This is a genomic window from Kitasatospora sp. NPDC059803, from assembly GCF_042732255.1.
Taxonomy (GTDB): domain Bacteria; phylum Actinomycetota; class Actinomycetes; order Streptomycetales; family Streptomycetaceae; genus Kitasatospora.
Genome location: NZ_JBHWIJ010000179.1, coordinates 1 through 17703 on the forward strand (window position 1 = coordinate 1; position 17703 = coordinate 17703).

Consider the following 17703-nt stretch of genomic DNA (forward strand, 5'->3'; position numbering starts at 1 on the left):
CCATCTGCCACAGAGCGTCTGTTGTTCTGCTGCTACACGGTCCCCTACTCGACAACCCCTAATAACTCTCAGGTGCTCCCCGCGCCCGGCGGCACCTGGACCTCCAGCCGGCCGATCCGCTTCACGTAGTCGTAGCCGCCCGTCCCGGTGAAGACGGCCTTCTTCTCGGACGACTCGGTGACCAACTCGGTGGCGGTGTGCGCGGAGCCGGTGCGGCCCGTGATGTCGGCGCTGTTGCGCACCGCCGTCAGCGGGTCCGCGGCGAGCTGGTCGGGGGCACCCGACTGCCGGTCGGAGGAGCCGCCCCCGGAGCCGGCCGCGCAGCCGGCGGAGAGGCCGGCCAGGGCGGCGGCGAGCAGGGCGGCCCCGGCCGCCGAACGCAGATGCGGCAGCGGACGGCGCCCCGGCCGTCCGCCACGCTGCTGGTCGGTCATCTTCATCCTCGCGACAACCCCCTCGGGCCTGACTGCCCTGCCGACACCACCAGGTGAACAGAGCTCTTTCCGGGCAAACGAGTTGAGCCGCGAAGGGTTACGCGGAAGAGGTCTTGCGGACGGCATCGCGCGCCCGGCACCCGGCGCGTTACGGTGAACCACGTGCACAGTGAGCTGCCGGCCTTCCCCGGCACCGTCCGGATGCCCGAACACCGTGTCGCGGTCAGCGAGCGCGGTTCCTTCGCCTTCGCGACCTGCAGCTGCGGCTGGTTCTCACCGGCCCGCCGCTCGCGCGACCTGGCCCGGCGCGAGGGGGACGACCACCTCGCCCTCGCCGAGAGCGGCGGCGGACCGGGGTAGCCGGGCCGGGCGGCTCACGCCGCCAGATCGGACTCCGGCGGCTGCTCCTCGGAACGCACCGCCCCGCGCTCGCGCCGCCGGCCGCGCGGGCCGGCGCCGGCCCGCTCCGGCGCCCGGATCAGCGGGGCGAGGGCGGTCCGGCCCAGCGCGTGGCAGAGCGGGACCAGCACCGCCATCGCGATCGGCGCCAGCAGCAGCACCACCGCGGCGGCGAGCGCGAAGCCGCCGATCACGTCGGTCGGGTAGTGCACGCCCATGAACATCCGGCAGAAGCCCTGCAACAGGGCCAGGCCCCCGGCGATCCAGCCGAGCCGCCGGTTCACCAGGAACAGCGCCACCGCCACGCCCATCGTCATGGTCGAGTGGTCGCTGACGAAGGAGTGGGTGCCGGCCTTGCCGTCCACCAGCACCAGCAGCCCGCCGTGGTCGACGAACGGGCGCGGGCGGTTCACGATCGCGGCGATCGGCAGGTTGGCCAGCTCGGCGATGGCGACGGAGAGCGGCACCCAGAGCAGCCCGGCGACGGCCACCGGCGCGTCCGGGCGGCGTCTCGCCTGCAGCCAGGCCACCAGGCCCAGCATCGCCAGGCCGATCAGGATGCCGTACTCACCGATCCACGAGACCAGGTGGTCCAGCCACTGCGGGGAGCGCTTGGCCAGTCCGTTGACGGCGTAGAGCAGGCCGAGGTCGGGGTTGGTCGTGTCGGCAAGCGGCGTCGACACGCCGCACCTCCTTCTGGTCCGCTGCAGCTGTTCGATCCGGTCGGGGCCCTTCCCGGCGCGGGAAGCTGACGGTGGGCCATCGGGATCAACGTCATCGCCGGGGCACAGCGTTCCACGGAAACGCGCGGTTATGGAAACTTGACTCAGCGTCCACAGGGCACTCACACCTCGGGGCCACGGGCGGCTCAGTTCCTCGCCGCCGGCCGCCCCGCCCCGGCGGGGTCCGGGCCGGTCGGGGCGGGTGGCGCGGCGGCCGCGGGGGGTCCGGCGGCGGGCCGGGTGGCGGCGTTGCTGGGGCTCGCCAGGGCTGCCGGAGCCACCGGGGCCGAAGGGGTGGTCGCCGCGGTCGGACTGGTCGAGCCGGTCGGCGTCGTCGAGCCCGGGCGGCTCGGGGCGCTCACGGAACCGTCCGCGTTGCGGGCCGGCAGCGCCTGGGCGCCGTCCGAGGTGACCCGGGTCGCGCCGATGTACTCCCTGGTGTCGATCTTGTCGTAGCGGATCACCGCGCCGGTGTGCGGCGCGTTGATCATGTAGCCGCCGCCGACGTAGATCCCGACGTGGTGGATGCTCCGCGGATCGTTCAGGTCCGTCGCCCAGAACACCAGGTCGCCCGGCCGCAGCTGATCGCGCGACGGGTGCGGGCCGGCGTACCACTGGTCGTTCGCCACCCGGGGCAGCGTGATGCCCACGCTGGCGTACGCCGCCTGGGTCAGGCCCGAGCAGTCGAACCGCCCGTTCTGCGAGGGCAGCCCCTCCCCGCCCCACAGGTACGGCGTCCCGAGCTTGCTCTGCGCGAAGTAGATCGCCGCGGCCGACTGCCCGGACACCTCCACCGGCGCCGTGGGCACGGTGAAGCTGCGGGCCATCGCCTGAATGTTCCTCACATAGCCCTGGGTCTCCTTGTACGGCGGCACCCCGTTGTACTTGGTCACCGCGTACGGGCCGGCGTTGTAGGCGGCCAACAGGTTGGCCTGCCGGTCGCCCGGGACCTTGGCGACGTCCTTCGCGAGCGCGCAGTCGAAGGTGGCCGCCGAGGCGATCGCGTCCAGCGGGTCCCAGACGTCCTTCTTGCCGTCCCCATTGGCATCCGTGCCGTACGCCGCCCAGGTATCGGGCATGAACTGCGCCATTCCCTGTGCCCCGACGCCCGATTGGGCCTTCGGATCGAAACCGCTTTCCTGGTAGAGCTGTGCCGCGAGCATCGGCGGCGAGATCTCCGGGCAGAGCGCGCCCCACTGCTGGATCGGCGCCTGGAACGCCGCCGGGACCGTCCCCGGCGAGAGTGCGGCGCGATTCGCCGACTGCTGCGGCGTCCCACTCGCCGCGAACGTCCCCACCGTCACCAAACCGAGCAACCCGAACGTCACAACTCCCGCAGCGGCGGCGGCCGTACCGGCCTTCCGGAGTACCATCAGCACCATCCCGACGAATCGTCAGTCGAAGTGTTCCGGAAGGCGTTGCTCACCGCAATCATCAGAGATACAAAGAGTGAGCGCTATCCTTCGTACGGTGGACATCCTCGCGTACGTGCCCGGTACCTCACGACCAATCCGCGAGAAGTAGCCAAGTCGACATCAGATCTGGCCAAGAATAGGTACCGACCCTTCGCGCGGGCGGGGTCAGGGCCCTTGAATTTGCCTGATCGGGCGGTGAGATGGAAATGAACCTGAGCAGCGTGCACACGAACGCGATCGGCCACCTGGCCGAGGACCCACCAAAGAAGCCGAATATCGACACCATCATCGGCGGGATCGCCCCGGACTGGGGCCCGTTCGCGACCCTCGGGTCGGAGGCCAGGGTGATGGTCGAGGTCATCATGGCCGTCGCCATCCTGCTCTGCCTCGGCATCGCCGTCTGGGGGGCGGCCAAACAGCGGATCGGTGCGACCGCGATGCGCGACAGCTTCGGCGCCGAACAGGGCAAGGGACTGATCGTCGCCGGTCTGACCGGCGTGTTCATCATTGGATCACTCGGCACTCTGTTCACCATTGTCTACGGCATGGCGATCTGACGATCGGACAGCAGTAGCCAGGCCCGCCCGCCCCGGGGCCAGGTCCCCGTCCGGACCGCCCCGAGCCCACCCGCCAGCAGTCCACCCCCCGTTCCCACCCTCCGTCCGCGCCCGCCCCCGGCGGAGGGCCCCCGGAGCCCCCCGGCTCCCCGCACCAGGAGGGCCGCCGTGCCGTTGTCCGACGACCAGCCGCACACCCGTACGCGGCTGCCGGTCGGCGAACAGCCCTCCTCCCAGCCGACCCAGCGTCAGGCCCGACCGCTCCGCACCCTGCTGACCGTCCTCGTCGTCGTCACCCTGCTCGTCGTGGCCATCTCCATCGCCAACCGCGACAAACCCGACCCCGGCAGCACCGGCCGCTCCGCCGACCACGCCGCCCCCACCGCGCCCGCCGGCGCCGGCCCCGCCCCCAGCGGCGACCAGCCCGTCGGCACCACCACCAACGGCATCGGCTCCGGCTACCCGCACACCGACCAGGGCGCCCAGTCCGCCGCCGCCAACTACGCCGTGGCGATCGGCTCCGCCGACATGTTCCGCGCCGACAGCCGCCACACCATCGTCGCCACCATCGCCGACCCGGGCGCGGTCTCGGGCCTCCAGAGCCGCCTGGACCAGGGGTTCTCTCCCGAGACGGCGGCCAGGTTCGGGGTCGATGCCCAGGGACAGCCGCCCAAGGGGATGGCGTTCGTCAGCCGGACGGTCCCGGTCGGGACCAAGAGCAGCAGTTACACCGCGGAGAGCGTCAAGGTCGACGTCTGGTGCACCGGGTTGTTCGGACTGGCCGGCGAGCGTTCCACCAGGCCGGTGTCCGAGGAGTGGTTCACCCTGACACTCAGCCTGCGGTGGACCGGGACGGACTGGAAGCTCACCGACTTCAGCCGAGCAGCCGGTCCGGCGCCGGTTCCGCCGGACCAGCAGGCCGCAACCGCCGAGGAGATCACTGGTGCCGTCGAGCAGTTCGGAGGCTTCCGTTATGCCCGCTGACGGTTATTCCGGTTTCGTGCGTCGGGGCATGAGCCGCCTGGCCGGCGGGGCGCTGTTCGGCGTCCTCACGGTGGTCCTGACGGCCCACCGCGCCATGGCGGAGCCGTCGCCGACCCCGACCTCAGGGGCGACCAATACGAGTTGCCCGGGTGTTCCCCTGCCCGGGAACGACGTCTACTGCGCTCCGGGCGGCTCCGGCTCGCTTCCGGGCGGTGGGGCCATCGGGAGTGTGGCCGATCCGTTGGGGTCGTTGGCCAAGGGGTGTGCCCAGGCGGCGGCTTGGGTGGTGCGGAAGTTGTCGAGCGCGATCGACGGGACGACGCAGGTGGACTTCACCAATGCGTCGTTCCTGCAGCAGTACGCGGTGGTGTTCGCCGTGTCGACGGTGATCACGCTGGTGCTGTGGCTGCTGGCGGTGACGAAGCGGGCGGTGCGGGGGGCGCCGTTGGCGACGGCGTTCACGGAGGCGATCGGCTTCCTGTGGCTGACCGTCGTGGCGTCCGCGTTCACACCGCTGATCCTCTACACCGTGGTGAGCGTGACGGACGGGCTGACCAAGGCGATCGCGGTGGGGACGAAGTCGGACACCGGGTCGTACCTGGGCGCGTTCGCCGACACCCTGGAGAAGGGGGACATGGGCGGCGGCCCGTTGATCCTGATCATCGTGTCGCTGGTGGCGGTGCTGGCGGCGGCGGTGCTCTGGATCGAGCTGCTGATCCGGGCGGCGATGCTGTACGTGGGCGCGCTGCTGGGTACGGCGGTGTACGCGGGGTTGGTGGACAAGCAGCTGTGGAAGCACGTGCGCCGGTGGGCGGGGGTGATGGTGGCGGTGGACCTGGCGAAGCCGATCATCGTGGTCATCCTGGGCCTGGCGGGTGCGGTGGCGTCGGGGGCCGGGGCCAGCGACGACTTCGCGCGGGTGCTGTCGGGGCTGGCGATCCTGTTCCTGTCGATCTTCGCGAGCGCCGCGGTGTACCGCTTCGTGCCGGGCTTCGGCGACGAGATCATGAACATGCGCCATGCCCGGGCGAGTGCGGTGTCGGCCGGTTCGGCGATGATCAACGGCACCGCGAACCTGATGAAGCAGGGCATCACCACCCACGGTGACCGCGGGCCGGTCGGCGCGGGTGGCGGTGGCGGGGGTGCGGGCGGCGGTTCGGTCGCGCCGGGCATCGCCGCGCACGCCGGGCGGACGCCGGCGCCACCACCGCAGGCCGGGCCGCCGCAGACCTCGGTTCCGATCCGCGACAGCAACTCAGCGAAGGGAGGGTGACGGGTAAGTGAGCAGTGAACCGCTCGGCCAGTACGGAGCCCAGTACGCCCAGCCGTACGTGCACCAGCGCCGCACCTACCTGATCGGCAAGGCCCGCCCGAACGCGCCGATCGGCCGCAACCGGGAGTCCGGCGAGATCGTCCTGATCATCTTCGGGGCGTTCCTCGGCATGCTCTGGGGCCTGCTGATGCCGATCCTGCCGCTGCGGATCGGCGGCCTGATCGGCCTGCCCATGGTGGCCATCGCGGCGGTGTACGTGCCGTACCGCAGGCGGACGTTCTACAAGTGGGCGGAGATCAACCGCACCTACCGCCGGACGGTGCGCAGCGGCCGGTCGGTGTGGCGCTCGGACGTGATGGACGCCGGGACCCGGATGGACGGCCGGGAGGTGGAGGTCGGCCCGCCGCCCGGGGTGGGGCGGCTGCGCTGGCTGGCCGCGCCGTTCGGGCCGGACGAGGTCGGGGTGCTGATGCACCTGGAGCGGCGGACGGTGACGGCCGCGATCGAGATCGAGGGCCCGGGTGTCGGCCTGCGCGACTCGGAGGACCAGGAGGCGCTGGTCGACCGGTTCGGCACGCTGCTGAAGCACGTCGCCAACGGGGACGGCTTCGTGACCCGGTTGCAGATCCTGGCCCGGACGCTGCCGGCCGACCCGGACGCGCACGCCAAGGACGTCGAGCGGCGCGGGGACCACGACGCGCCGCGCTGGCTGCAGGATTCGTACGACCAGTTGCAGTCGATGGTGTCGACCTCCTCGGAGCAGCACCGGGCGTACCTGGTGGCCTGCATGCACTACACCCGCGACCTGGCGGCCGAGGCGCACGCGATGGGCCGTACGGCGACCGGTCGGCGGGCCCGGGACGACGAGGGGCTGGCGGCCGTGATGGCGCGCGAGCTGACCGACATCTGCGCCCGGCTGGCGGAGGCGGACATCCGGGTGCGCCAGCCGTTGGGGCAGGCCCGGCTCTCCTCGCTGCTGCACTCGATGTACGACCCGGACCACCCGATCGACCACATCCAGGCGATGTCCCGGCGCAACGCCTGGCCGGCCGAACTGGACGCGACCAACCCGCAGTACCTGGAGGCGAAGACCCGCGAGTCGGCGACCCGGGAGCCGTGGTGCCACGCCACCGCGTGGATCAAGGAGTGGCCGCTGACCCCGGTGGGGGTCAACTTCCTGGCGCCGCTGCTGGTGCACACCCCGGACGTGATCCGGACAGTCGCGGTGACGATGGACCTGGAGCCCACCGACGTCGCGATCGAGCGGATGCTGACCGAGAAGACCAACGACGAGGCGGAGGCCAGCCGCGCGGCCAAGATGAACCGGACGGTCGACCCGCGCGACCTGGCCCACACCGGCCGGGTGGACCAGCGCGGCGACGACCTGGCCTCCGGTGCGGCCGGGGTGAACCTGGTCGGCTACATCACGGTGTCCTCGCGCAACCCCGACGCGCTGGCCCGGGACAAGCGCACCATCCGGGCCTCGGCCGGCAAGAGCTACCTCAAGCTGGAGTGGTGCGACCGCGAGCACCACCGGGCCTTCGTCAACACCCTGCCGTTCGCGACCGGCATCCGCCGCTGACGCCCGGTCCGCACCGCTCCACCACCGCCCGTCGACCAGACCAGGAGGCCGTACATGGCGCTCGGCAACCTCTCCGAGGCGTTCACCAGCCTGATGTTCGGCAAGGTGGAGACCACCCGGCTGCCGGTGCGTACCTCCACCGGCCAGGCGCAGGCGGTCTACCTGCCCACCGCCGCGCCGGGGCTGGGCGACTCGGGCGTGATCATCGGCCGTGAGGTGTACAGCGGCAAGGGGTACGTCTACGACCCCTTCCAGCTGTACGGGCAGCAGCTGCCGGCCCCGCACTGGCTGGTGCTCGGCGAGTCCGGCAACGGCAAGTCGGCGCTGGAGAAGACGTACGTGCTGCGGCAGTTGAGGTTCCGCGACCGGCAGGTCGTGGTGCTCGACGCGCAGGGCGAGGACGGCGTCGGCGAGTGGAACCTGATCGCCAACGCGCTGGGCATAAAGTCGATCCGGCTCGACCCGATGGCCGCCCGGGACGGCGGGGTGAAGCTCAACCCGCTGGACCCGGCGATCACCCAGACCGGCCAGTTGTCGCTGCTGCGCACCATCGTCGAGGTGGCGATGGGGCGGGGCCTGGAGGAGCGGGCCGGGTTCGCGCTGAAGGCCGCGCACGCCCATGTGGTGGCGACGGTGAAGGACCGTCAGCCGGTGCTGGACGACATCATCGACACCCTGCGCAGCCCCGAGCTGTCCTCGGTGGAGTCGCTGGGCGTGGCGGTGGACGAGGTGCAGTCCTGGGGCCTGGACGTGGCGCTGGTGCTGGACCGGCTGGTCGACGGCGACCTGCGCGGCATGTTCGACGGGTCGACCACCGACGGCATCGACCTGGACGCGCCGCTGATCGTCTTCGACCTCTCGCACATCGACCGCAACTCGATCGCTATGCCGATCCTGATGGCGATCGTCGGCGTGTGGCTGGAGCACACCTGGATCCGGCCGGACCGGAAGAAGCGTATCTTCCTGGTCGAGGAGGCCTGGCACATTATCAACAGCCCCTTCGTGGCGCAGCTGTTCCAGCGGCTGCTGAAGTTCGGCCGCCGGCTCGGGCTCTCCTTCGTCGCGGTGGTGCACCACCTGTCCGACGTGGTGGACGGTGCGGCGGCCAAGGAGGCGTCGGCGATCCTGAAGATGGCCTCCACCCGGACGATCTACATGCAGAAGGCGGAGGAGGCGCGGTCCACCGGCCGGGTGCTGGGCCTGCCGCGCTGGGCGGTGGAGATCATCCCCACCCTGTCGCCGGGCATCGCGGTCTGGGACGTCAACGGCAATGTCCAGGTGGTCAAGCACATCATCACCGAGGCCGAGCGGCCGCTGGTGTACACCGACCGTGCGATGACCGAGGACGCGGTGGCCGAACGGGACCGGGCCGAGCGGCAGTTGGCGGCCGAGCCGGGAGTCTGAGCGGCCTGGCCGGGGGGCTTGAGCGGTCGGGTCGGGGGGTCTGAGCGGCCGGGTCGGGGGGCCTGGGCGGGTCGGGCGGGTGGTCTGGGCGGGGGCGCCGGCGCTGGTCGGACGGCGACGGTTCGTCAGGAGGTAATCCTCTCGTTACGTTCGACATCCTGACAGCTACGCGCGTTGACTCTAGGCTTCACAGGCGCAACACATACCCAGACGCCCGGTCAAGTCCACAGCGGGCGCTCCTCCAAGGTGCAGGGGACCCTCATGCTCACCGTCAGATCCCGACGCGCGGCGCTCGCCGTCGTCGCCGCCGCAGGTCTGGTCGGCACGGTGGCCGTGCCGACGGCCGCGCAGGCCGCCGACGCCAACGCCAAGCGTCACAAGACCGTCAACCTCCAGCTGCTGGCGATCAACGACTTCCACGGCAACCTGGAGCCCCCGGCCGGTTCGTCCGGCACCATCCGGGAGATCGACCCGGCCACCGGCAAGGAGGTCTCGACCCCGGCCGGTGGCATCGAGTACCTGGCCACCGAGCTGCGCAAGGCCCGGATCCCGGCCGACGACTCGATCACCGTCGCGGCCGGCGACATCATCGGCGCCAGCCCGCTCACCTCGGCGCTCTTCCACGACGAGCCGACCATCGAGGCGATGGACAAGCTCGGCCTGGACGTCACCTCGGTCGGCAACCACGAGTTCGACGAGGGTGCGCAGGAGCTGCTGCGCATGCAGGACGGCGGCTGCCACCCGGTCGACGGCTGCTACGAGCCCGGCCGCACGTTCAAGGGCGCCAACTTCAACTACCTGTCGGCCAACGTCACCGACGAGAAGACCGGCAAGCCGCTGCTGGCCCCGTATTGGGTGACCAAGTCCCAGGGCGTGAAGGTCGGCTTCATCGGCGTCACCCTGGAGGGCACGCCGAACATCGTGACCGCCGAGGGCGTCAAGGGCCTGAAGTTCGCCAACGAGGTCACCACGATCAACAAGTACGCCGCCGAGCTCAAGGCCAAGGGCGTCAACTCGATCGTCGCGCTGATCCACGAGGGCGGGTACCCGGCCAGCAGCGTCTACAACTACGACTGCGGCCCGGCCGGCCAGGGCATCTCCGGTCCGATCGTCGACATCTCCAAGAAGCTCGACCCGTCGATCGGCGCCATCGTCACCGGCCACACCCACAACGCGTACGCCTGCACCATCCCCGACCCCAACGGCGTCCCGCGCTCGGTCACCAGCGCCGCCTCCTTCGGCCGGCTGTACACCGAGATCGACATGAAGCTGGACAAGACCACCGGCGAGATCGTCCGCCCGACGGTCAAGGCCGAGAACCACGTGGTGCGCCGCACCGTCGAGAAGGCGCCCGACATGACGGCGCTGGTCGACCACTACTCCAAGCTGGCCGCCCCGATCGCCAACCGGCCGATCGGCTACATCGCCTCGGACATCAACGGCCGCGGCAACAGCGACCTGGAGAAGCCGCTCGGTGACCTGATCGCCGACGCGCAGGTGGAGGGGCTCGCCCCGGCCGCCAAGGGCGGGGCGCAGGTCGCCTTCATGAACCCCGGCGGCATCCGCTCCGACCTGGTCTACAAGGCCTCCGGCGCCGAGGGCGACGGCGTGGTGACCTACGGCGAGGCGTTCACCGTCCAGCCGTTCACCAACATGATGCAGGTCAAGACGCTGACCGGCGCCCAGCTGGTGCAGCTGCTCCAGCAGCAGGTCAGCGGCTCCAACGCGGCCGCGCCGAAGATCCTCCAGGCGTCCTCGGGCCTCCACTACACCCTGGACATGCGCAAGACCGGTGCGGACCGGGTGGTCGTCGACTCGATCCGGCTGAACGGCGCCCCGATCGACCAGGCCGCCAAGTACCGGGTCGCGGCCAATGAGTTCCTGGCCGGCGGCGGCGACGGCTTCCCGGCCTTCGCGGCCGGCACCGACAAGCTCGTCGGCGCCTCCGACCTGGACGTCTTCGCCGCCTACCTGGGCGCCCACAGCTCGGCGGCCTCGCCGCTGAAGGCCCCGGCGCAGGATCGGATCAAGGTCATCGGCCCGGGCGTCGACATCGACTGACCGTGAGCCGGTACTGTACGGGGGGGGCGCTGTCGGGGCGCCCCGCCCGTCCTGCGTTGTCCGCCTGTCCCGCCCTATTCGGGGGCGGGGCCGCCGGGCAGCCGGACGGTCGCCAGCGCGCCCGGGCCGCCGTCCACGGCCGGGCCCAGCGACACCTCGCCGCCCGCCTCCCGGACGCTCTGCGCGACGATCGACAGGCCCAGGCCGGAGCCGGGCAGCTGTCGCGAGGACGGCGAACGCCAGAACCGGTCGAACACGTACTGCAGTTCCTCCGGCGGAATGCCGGGGCCGTGGTCGCGGACGGTCAACACGCCCTGCTGGAGCCGGACTTCGATGGTGCCGCCGGGCGGGCTGTACTTGACCGCGTTGTCCAGCAGGTTGATCACCGCCCGTTCGAGCCCGGCGGCGTCGCCGTGCACGAACCAGGGGTCGGTCGCGGTCTCGAAGACCAGCCCCGGGCCGCGCAGCTTCGCCCGCTCGACCGCCCGCCCGGCGATCTCGTGCAGGGCCACCACGGTGGGGTTGTGGACCGGCTTGGGGGAGTCCGGGCGGGACAGCTGGAGCAGGTCCCCGATCAGGACGGTGAGCTCCTGCATCTGTGCCTTCATGTTGCCCAGCAGCTTGGTCTTGGTCGCGGCGGGCAGCGGGCGGCCCGTGTCGTTGCTGCGGATCAGCAGGTCGACGTTGGTGCGCAGCGAGGTGAGCGGGGTGCGCAGCTCGTGCCCGGCGTCGGCGATCAGACGGGTCTGCCGCTCGCGGGAGTTGGCGAGGGCGGTGCTCATCGAGTTGAAGGAGGTGGAGAGCCGGGCGATCTCGTCGTCCCCGTGCACGGGGATGGTGGTGCCGACCTCCTCGGTGCGGGCGATGTGCTCGACGGCGTCGGTGAGTTGGTCGACGGGCTTGAGCGCGGACCGGGCGACCACGCGGCCGGCGATGGCGGCGAGGATGATCCCGCCGAGGGCCACGCCGCCGAGGAGGAGGGCGAGCCGCTGGAGGGAGTCCTCGATGGGCTGGGAGGGGGTCGCCACCATGACGACGACGGGCACCTGGAAGCTGTGGTTCAGGGTCAGCCGGACGATCGCGGGGTCGCCGTTGGTGTACCGGCCGTCCCGGATGATCGACTGGCCCGGCTTGAGCCGGAATCCGGCGGCGTCCTCCGACGTGGTCACGATCGCCTTGGTCGCCCCGGGGGGCAGACAGACGCCCCCGGCCCCGCCCCGGAGGAACTGGGTGTCCCGGGGGACGGCTCCGCTGATGTCCGGGATGACGACGCCGCGCTGGTTCTCCAGCGCGGCTTCCGGGGTGGCGTAGCAGTCCAGGGAGTTCCTCCCGATCGGTGCTGCGGGAGCACCCGCCAGGTCCGCCCGGACCTGGTCGTACAGCTGCTTCTCCACGATGAACCAGCAGGCCAGCGCCGACAGGGCGATGGCCACCGCGACCGCGGCCGCGCTCAGGAAGGTGAGGCGGCTGCGGAGGGAGCGGGAGCGGAGCCAGTGGGAGAGGCGCCGGCGGCGGGGGACGCCGGGTGGAGCCAGTGGCGGGGGCGGGTAGGGCGTGGGGGAGGTCACGTGGTGGCGCCGGCGGCCGGGCGCAGGGCGTAGCCGACGCCGCGCACGGTCTGGATGAGGCGGGGCATGCCGCCCTGCTCGGTCTTGCGGCGCAGGTACATCACGTAGACGTCCAGGGAGTTGGAGGAGGGTTCGAAGTCGAAGCCCCAGACGGCCTTGAGGATCTGTTCGCGGGTGAGGACCTGGCGGGGGTGGGCGAGGAACATCTCCAGCAGCATGAACTCGGTGCGGGTGAGTTCGACGGGCTTGCCGGCGCGGGTGACCTCGCGGGTGGCGGTGTTCATCCGCAGGTCGCCGAAGGCCAGCACCTCGCTCTCGTCCTCGGCGGCGGCGCGGGCGGCGGCCTCGGTGGCGAGGGCGTTGCGGCGCAGCAGGGCGCGGACGCGGGCGAGCAGTTCGTCGAGTTCGAAGGGCTTGGCGAGGTAGTCGTCGGCGCCGACGTCCAGGCCGGTGACGCGGTCGCCGACGGCGTCGCGGGCGGTGAGCATCAGGACGGGGACGGTGTCGCCGCGGGAGCGCATCCGGCGGACGGCGGTGAGGCCGTCCATCCGGGGCATCATGATGTCCAGCAGGACGAGGTCGGGCCGGTCGCGTTCGACGGACTCCAGGGCCTCGTAGCCGTCGGTGGCGGTGGCGACCTCGTAGCCCTCGAAGGCGAGGCTGCTCTCCAGGGCGTCCCGGAGGGCGGGTTCGTCGTCGACCACGAGGAGCCGGGCGGAGGGGTGGCCGGCCTCGGCGGCGGTGCGGTCGTCGGCGGACGGGGTCATGGGCTGCTGCCCTTTCTCGTCGGGTGGAGGGCCTGCTGGGGGTACCGGGGGTAATTGTCCGTCTTACAGGTTCTGGCCGGCCTCCAGTTTCGGCAGAACCTGCTTGATGTCGTTGATCGGGATGGCGAAGCCGAGGCCGACGCTGCCGGCGCTGCTGCTGCCGCCGCCGGCGGTGGAGCTGGCGCCGCTGGGGGCGTACATCGCCGAGTTGATGCCGATGACCTGGCCGTTGGCGTTGATGAGCGGGCCGCCGGAGTTGCCGGGGTTGAGGGCGGCGTCGGTCTGGAAGGCCTTGTAGGTGGTGGTGCTGCCGCTGTTCTGCTGGGGGAGGTTGCCGCGCGTGCCGGGCAGGTTGGGCAGGCCGGGCAGGCTGGGGAAGCCGAAGCCGCCGTTGCTGCTGGTGGTGCCCTCGTCGAGCTGGACGGTGACGTCGCGGTTCTCGGCGCTGATGATGCCGGAGGTGACGGTGCCGGTGAGGCCGTCCGGGTTGCCGATGGCGACGACGGGGTCGCCGACGGCCACGCCGGAGGAGTCGCCGAGGGTGGCGGGGGTGAGGTTCTTGCCGCCGCTCGCGGTGATCACGGCGACGTCGAGGGACTTGTCGGTGCCGGTGACGGCGGCCGGGGCGGTGGAGCCGTCCTTGAAGGCGACGGTGATCTGGCCGCCGTCGGCGGCGGTGTCGATCACGTGGTAGTTAGTGAGGATCCGTCCGCTGGTGTCGAGGATGACGCCGGTGCCGGTGGTGGTGCCGTTGCCGTTCTTGACGGTGATCTGGACGACGCTCGGCGAGACGGCGGCGGCGATGGCCGGCACGTCGGCGCCGCCGTCGGAGCGGGCGGAGACGGGGCTGGCGACGGTGCTGGTGCGGGCGGCGGAGCCGTGCTGCTCGGCGGCGACGAACCCGCCGGTGACGCCGCCGATGACGGCGGCGACCGCGGCGACGGCGGTGACCAGGGCGAGCCGTCCGCGCAGCAGGCCGCGCCGGGCGCGGTTGCCGTGGCCGCCGTGGCCGCCGGGCTGGCCGGCGGTGGGCGGCTCGGGGGGCATGGGCGGGGGCGGGGTCGGGGAGTCGAAGCCGCCTGCCGAGTGGTCCTCGCGGTACCCGTAGGCGGTCGTGGCGGCGCTGCTGCCGAGGACGGTGCCCTCGACCACGCGGGGCTCGTACGGGCCGTACTGCTCGTCGTGGTGCTGCTGCTGTTCGCTCATGCCGACCAACGTCCGCCTGGTGGATGAGGATGGCATGAGAACCGGCTCAGAAGGGTCCGAGAAGCCCGTTGGGTTCTCATAAAGCCTGGTCAGGCGGTGTGCGGTGGCGGGTGGAGCGGAGTGCGCTACTCCGCTTCCCCGGTCGGGACCGCCGCGGAGCCGCCACAGCCGCAGGAACGGCGGATCACCAGGCGGGACGGGAACTTGCGGACCCGCTCGGTGTCCGATCCGGGCACCATCAGCGAGTCGTCGAGCACCAGGTCCACGGCGGCCCGGGCCATCGCGTCGCGGTCGGAGGCGACGGTGGTCAGCGGCGGGTCGGCGAGTGCGGCCTCGGGGACGTCGTCGAAGCCGGCCACCGCGAGGTCCTCCGGGACCTTCAGCCCGACCTCGCGGGCGGCCCGCAGCACGCCGATCGCCTGGTCGTCGGTGGAGCAGAAGATCGCCCGCGGCCGGTCCGGCGAGCGCAGCACCCCGAGCGCGACCTCGTACGCGCCGTAACGGTGGAAGGGCGCGTCGATCAGGTGGGGCTCGGTGGGCAGGCCGTGCGCGTCCATGGCGCGCTGCCAGCCCTCGACGTGGTCGATGACCGGGTCGCCGGGGACGGGGGACTCGACCGGGCCGCCGAAGCAGGCCACGTACGGGTGCCCGTGCACCTCCAGCAGGTGGCGGACGACGGCCTCGGCGCCGCCCACGTCGTCGGTGACCACCGCGACGTCGTCGATCGCCTCGGGGCGGCGGTGCAGCAGCACGACCTTGGCGCCCTCCATCGCGGCGAACTCCTCGGCGGCGCGCTGCGAGGGGCCCTGGCTGACCAGGATCAGGCCGGAGACGCGCATACCGAGGAAGGCCCGGACGTAGTGCACCTCGCGGTCGTCCACGTAGTCGGAGTTGCCGATCAGCACGAGCTTGCCGCGCTCGGAGGCCGCCCGTTCCACGGCGTGCGCCATCTCGGCGAAGAAGGGCTGGCGGGCGTCCGGGACGACCATGCCGATCAGGTTGGTCCGGCGGGAGGCCATCGCCTGGGCGACGCTGTTCGGCCGGTAGCCGAGCTGCTCGATCGCGGCGAGGACCTTCTCCCGGGTCGCGGGCGCGACCGGGCGCGGCCCGTTGTTGATGACGTAGCTGACGACCGCGGTCGAGGTACCAGCCAGCCGGGCTACATCGTCGCGCGTCACTTTGGCCACGGGGGGAGTCTACGCGTGTGGCGTGCGCGTCGGCAGTGGGACCTGGGGCTTCTGCGGGTGTCCGGGGGGTGCCGGGGGAGCGAACCGGACAAGCCGGGCGGGGGTGGCCCGCCCGGCCGTCGGTCAGGCCTCCAGCGGCGCCGAGGGGCGCTGGGCGAGCTCCGGGCGCTCGCCCTTCTCCGGCTTCTCCGGGACGACGAAGCGGTAGCCGACGTTGCGCACGGTGCCGATCAGCTGCTCGTGCTCGACGCCGAGCTTGGCGCGCAGCCGGCGGACGTGCACGTCCACCGTCCGGGTACCGCCGAAGTAGTCGTAGCCCCAGACCTCCTGCAGCAGCTGGGCCCGGGTGAAGACCCGGCCGGGGTGCTGGGCGAGGTACTTGATCAGCTCGAACTCCTTGAAGGTGAGGTCGAGCGCCCGGCCCTTGAGCTTGGCGGAGTAGGTGGCCTCGTCGACCGTGAGGTCGCCGTTGCGGATCTCCATCGGGCTGTCGTCGGTGCTGATGTGGAGCCGGCCGAGTGCGAGCCGCAGCCGGGCCTCGACCTCGGCCGGGCCGGCCGTGTCCAGCAGGACGTCGTCGATGCCCCACTCGGCGGTGACGGCGGCGAGGCCGCCCTCGGTCACCACCAGGATCAGCGGGCAGCCGATGCCGGTGGAGCGCAGCAGCTGGCAGAGGCTGCGGATCTGCGGCAGGTCGCGCCGCCCGTCGACCAGGATGACGTCCGCACTGGGGGTGTCCACCAGGGCGGATCCCTCGGCGGGGGCCACCCGGACGTTGTGCAGCAGCAGGCCGAGGGCCGGCAGCACCTCCGCGGAGGGTTGCAGAGCGTTGGTGAGGAGGAGGAGAGAACTCATACCCGGTAGTCCCCTTTCCGGGTCGTCGCGGTCGCGTTACGGCTGCCGCCACAGCCGGATGGCGCACGTGCTGAGGTCGGGGGGAGGTGGACGGACGCCCGAGGAGCGCCGGAGGGCCGGCCGGTGCGCAGGACGCGACGGCGCACGCGCCGAGGGTCCCGCAACCCTTGGCGCGCCGTTTCTGCCCTGTTCATCCCGCGAACCCTCCGGTTTGTTTCCGGTCCCGGGCGGCGGCCCGGGTGCCGGGTGGACACCCCGGCCGGCCGGGGCACGTCGTCGTGCCGCGTGGGGCGGGGCGGTTCCCGCGACGCGCCGGGGGTGGGCCGACGAATCGCAAGAATGTCCGTACTGGCGTCCTGAAAGCACAAAAGGACCCGGGGGCGACTCTGCCCGGATCCCTCTTGGACGTCGAGGATAGCCGACGGCCCTCCGCGCCGGGAGGGCTCGAATCCGGCGGTTCGCCCAATCCGGGCGCGCGCCGGGTGAGCCTGGACACAGCTTCGAGCCGTCCTCCGGGCCCCCTCGGCCAGGGCGATTGCCGCTCGTGGCGGCGGACACGCCATCATGGGACGCACATCGGCGGCGCCGTGCGAGTCCATCTTTCGGGTGGTCGGGCGGCCCGGTGGCGAGCCGGACCGGGGCACCGGGGCCGGGCGAGGACGACGAGAAGGGGTGGCCCCGATGGGTGCGACCACGGAGCCCGCGAGCGGCGCCCGGGTGCGCGGGACGATCCGCTACTGGGCGGCCGCGAAGTCCGAGGCCGGGCTGGCCGAGGAGCCGTACGAGGCGGTGACCCTGGCGGAGGCACTGGCACAGGCCAGGCGGCGGCACGCGGACCGGCCGAAGCTCGTCCAGTTGCTCGGGCACTGCTCCTACCTGGTCGACGGCTCCCAGGTCGGCGGCCGGGACCACACGACCGTGGCCCTCACCGAGGGCGGCACGGTCGAGGTGCTGCCGCCGTTCGCGGGAGGCTGAGCGGCGTGACGGACATGAACAACGCGAACCAGGGCGGCTACGGCGAGTGGCCGCAGCAGCCCCCGCCGCCCCAGCCGCCCTACCGGCATCCGCAGCAGCAGCCCCAGCCGCAGTACCCGCAGCACCCGCAGCCCCCGTACCCGCAGGCCCAGGCGCCGCAGCCGCCGTACGGCTACCCGGGGTACGGGCAGCCGCCGATGGACGACGCGGCGACCACGCTGCTGCCGCCCGTCCCCGCGATGGACGACGCCACGGCGACCACGCTGTTGCCGCCCGTGCCGCCGATGGACGACGCGGCCACCACGCTGCTGCCG

Annotated in this window: 16 protein-coding genes and 1 pseudogene; 9 read left to right on the forward strand and 8 right to left on the reverse strand. The window is 72.0% G+C overall.

Annotated features, from left to right (window positions below):
- Positions 1 to 68: 68 nt before the first annotated feature.
- Positions 69 to 434: a hypothetical protein gene (locus tag ACFV6I_RS25430; RefSeq protein WP_380427797.1), complete on the reverse strand. Its 366-nt coding sequence runs from the start codon at positions 432 to 434 to the stop codon at positions 69 to 71.
- A gap of 162 nt (positions 435 to 596) precedes the next feature.
- Between ACFV6I_RS25430 and ACFV6I_RS25435 the strand changes: the two genes are divergently transcribed.
- Positions 597 to 794: a hypothetical protein gene (locus ACFV6I_RS25435; protein ID WP_380427799.1), complete on the forward strand. Its 198-nt coding sequence runs from the start codon at positions 597 to 599 to the stop codon at positions 792 to 794.
- 14 nt (positions 795 to 808) lie between these two features.
- Here ACFV6I_RS25435 and ACFV6I_RS25440 read toward each other — a convergent pair whose 3' ends face one another.
- Positions 809 to 1516, reverse strand: a complete 708-nt coding sequence (locus tag ACFV6I_RS25440; RefSeq protein WP_380427801.1) for a phosphatase PAP2 family protein — start codon at positions 1514 to 1516, stop codon at positions 809 to 811.
- A gap of 185 nt (positions 1517 to 1701) precedes the next feature.
- Entirely contained in the window at positions 1702 to 2937 is a 1236-nt protein-coding gene (locus ACFV6I_RS25445) for an NlpC/P60 family protein (RefSeq protein WP_380427803.1), read from the reverse strand.
- Positions 2938 to 3176: 239 nt separating this feature from the next.
- Here ACFV6I_RS25445 and ACFV6I_RS25450 point away from each other — a divergent pair, with 239 nt between their 5' ends.
- The 6 genes from ACFV6I_RS25450 (at position 3177) to ACFV6I_RS25475 (ending at position 10831) form a co-directional block, all read left to right on the forward strand.
- Entirely contained in the window at positions 3177 to 3527 is a 351-nt protein-coding gene (locus tag ACFV6I_RS25450) for a hypothetical protein (RefSeq protein ID WP_063348277.1), read from the forward strand.
- A gap of 168 nt (positions 3528 to 3695) precedes the next feature.
- Positions 3696 to 4511: a hypothetical protein gene (locus tag ACFV6I_RS25455; RefSeq protein ID WP_380427805.1), complete on the forward strand. Its 816-nt coding sequence runs from the start codon at positions 3696 to 3698 to the stop codon at positions 4509 to 4511.
- A gap of 28 nt (positions 4512 to 4539) precedes the next feature.
- Positions 4540 to 5784, forward strand: a complete 1245-nt coding sequence (locus tag ACFV6I_RS25460) for a hypothetical protein (RefSeq protein ID WP_380380027.1) — start codon at positions 4540 to 4542, stop codon at positions 5782 to 5784.
- A 7-nt stretch (positions 5785 to 5791) separates the two neighbouring features.
- Positions 5792 to 7366, forward strand: coding sequence for an SCO6880 family protein (locus tag ACFV6I_RS25465; protein WP_063348275.1), 1575 nt, complete (start codon positions 5792 to 5794; stop codon positions 7364 to 7366).
- Positions 7367 to 7420: 54 nt separating this feature from the next.
- Complete coding sequence (locus ACFV6I_RS25470) at positions 7421 to 8770, forward strand: ATP-binding protein (protein ID WP_063348274.1); 1350 nt, start codon at positions 7421 to 7423, stop codon at positions 8768 to 8770.
- Positions 8771 to 9031: 261 nt separating this feature from the next.
- Complete coding sequence (locus ACFV6I_RS25475; protein ID WP_063348273.1) at positions 9032 to 10831, forward strand: bifunctional UDP-sugar hydrolase/5'-nucleotidase; 1800 nt, start codon at positions 9032 to 9034, stop codon at positions 10829 to 10831.
- Positions 10832 to 10905: 74 nt separating this feature from the next.
- Here the strand turns inward: ACFV6I_RS25475 and ACFV6I_RS25480 are convergent, their stop codons facing one another.
- The 5 genes from ACFV6I_RS25480 to ACFV6I_RS25500 form a co-directional block, all read right to left on the reverse strand.
- Positions 10906 to 12399: a sensor histidine kinase gene (locus tag ACFV6I_RS25480; RefSeq protein ID WP_380427807.1), complete on the reverse strand. Its 1494-nt coding sequence runs from the start codon at positions 12397 to 12399 to the stop codon at positions 10906 to 10908.
- Positions 12396 to 13166: a response regulator transcription factor gene (locus ACFV6I_RS25485; RefSeq protein WP_063348272.1), complete on the reverse strand. Its 771-nt coding sequence runs from the start codon at positions 13164 to 13166 to the stop codon at positions 12396 to 12398. Before ACFV6I_RS25485 ends, ACFV6I_RS25480 begins: the two co-directional genes overlap by 4 nt.
- A 63-nt stretch (positions 13167 to 13229) precedes the next feature.
- Complete coding sequence (locus ACFV6I_RS25490) at positions 13230 to 14372, reverse strand: S1C family serine protease (protein ID WP_380427809.1); 1143 nt, start codon at positions 14370 to 14372, stop codon at positions 13230 to 13232.
- A gap of 125 nt (positions 14373 to 14497) precedes the next feature.
- Complete coding sequence (locus ACFV6I_RS25495) at positions 14498 to 15559, reverse strand: LacI family DNA-binding transcriptional regulator (protein ID WP_380427811.1); 1062 nt, start codon at positions 15557 to 15559, stop codon at positions 14498 to 14500.
- Between the two features lie 123 nt (positions 15560 to 15682).
- Entirely contained in the window at positions 15683 to 16414 is a 732-nt protein-coding gene (locus ACFV6I_RS25500; RefSeq protein WP_063348270.1) for a response regulator transcription factor, read from the reverse strand.
- A gap of 681 nt (positions 16415 to 17095) precedes the next feature.
- On the opposite strand from ACFV6I_RS25500, the gene ACFV6I_RS25505 reads away from it, so the two are divergent.
- Both ACFV6I_RS25505 and ACFV6I_RS25510 read left to right on the forward strand, forming a co-directional pair.
- Entirely contained in the window at positions 17096 to 17389 is a 294-nt protein-coding gene (locus ACFV6I_RS25505; protein WP_063351215.1) for a MoaD/ThiS family protein, read from the forward strand.
- A gap of 5 nt (positions 17390 to 17394) precedes the next feature.
- Positions 17395 to 17703: pseudogene (locus ACFV6I_RS25510) on the forward strand (hypothetical protein); the annotation flags it as partial.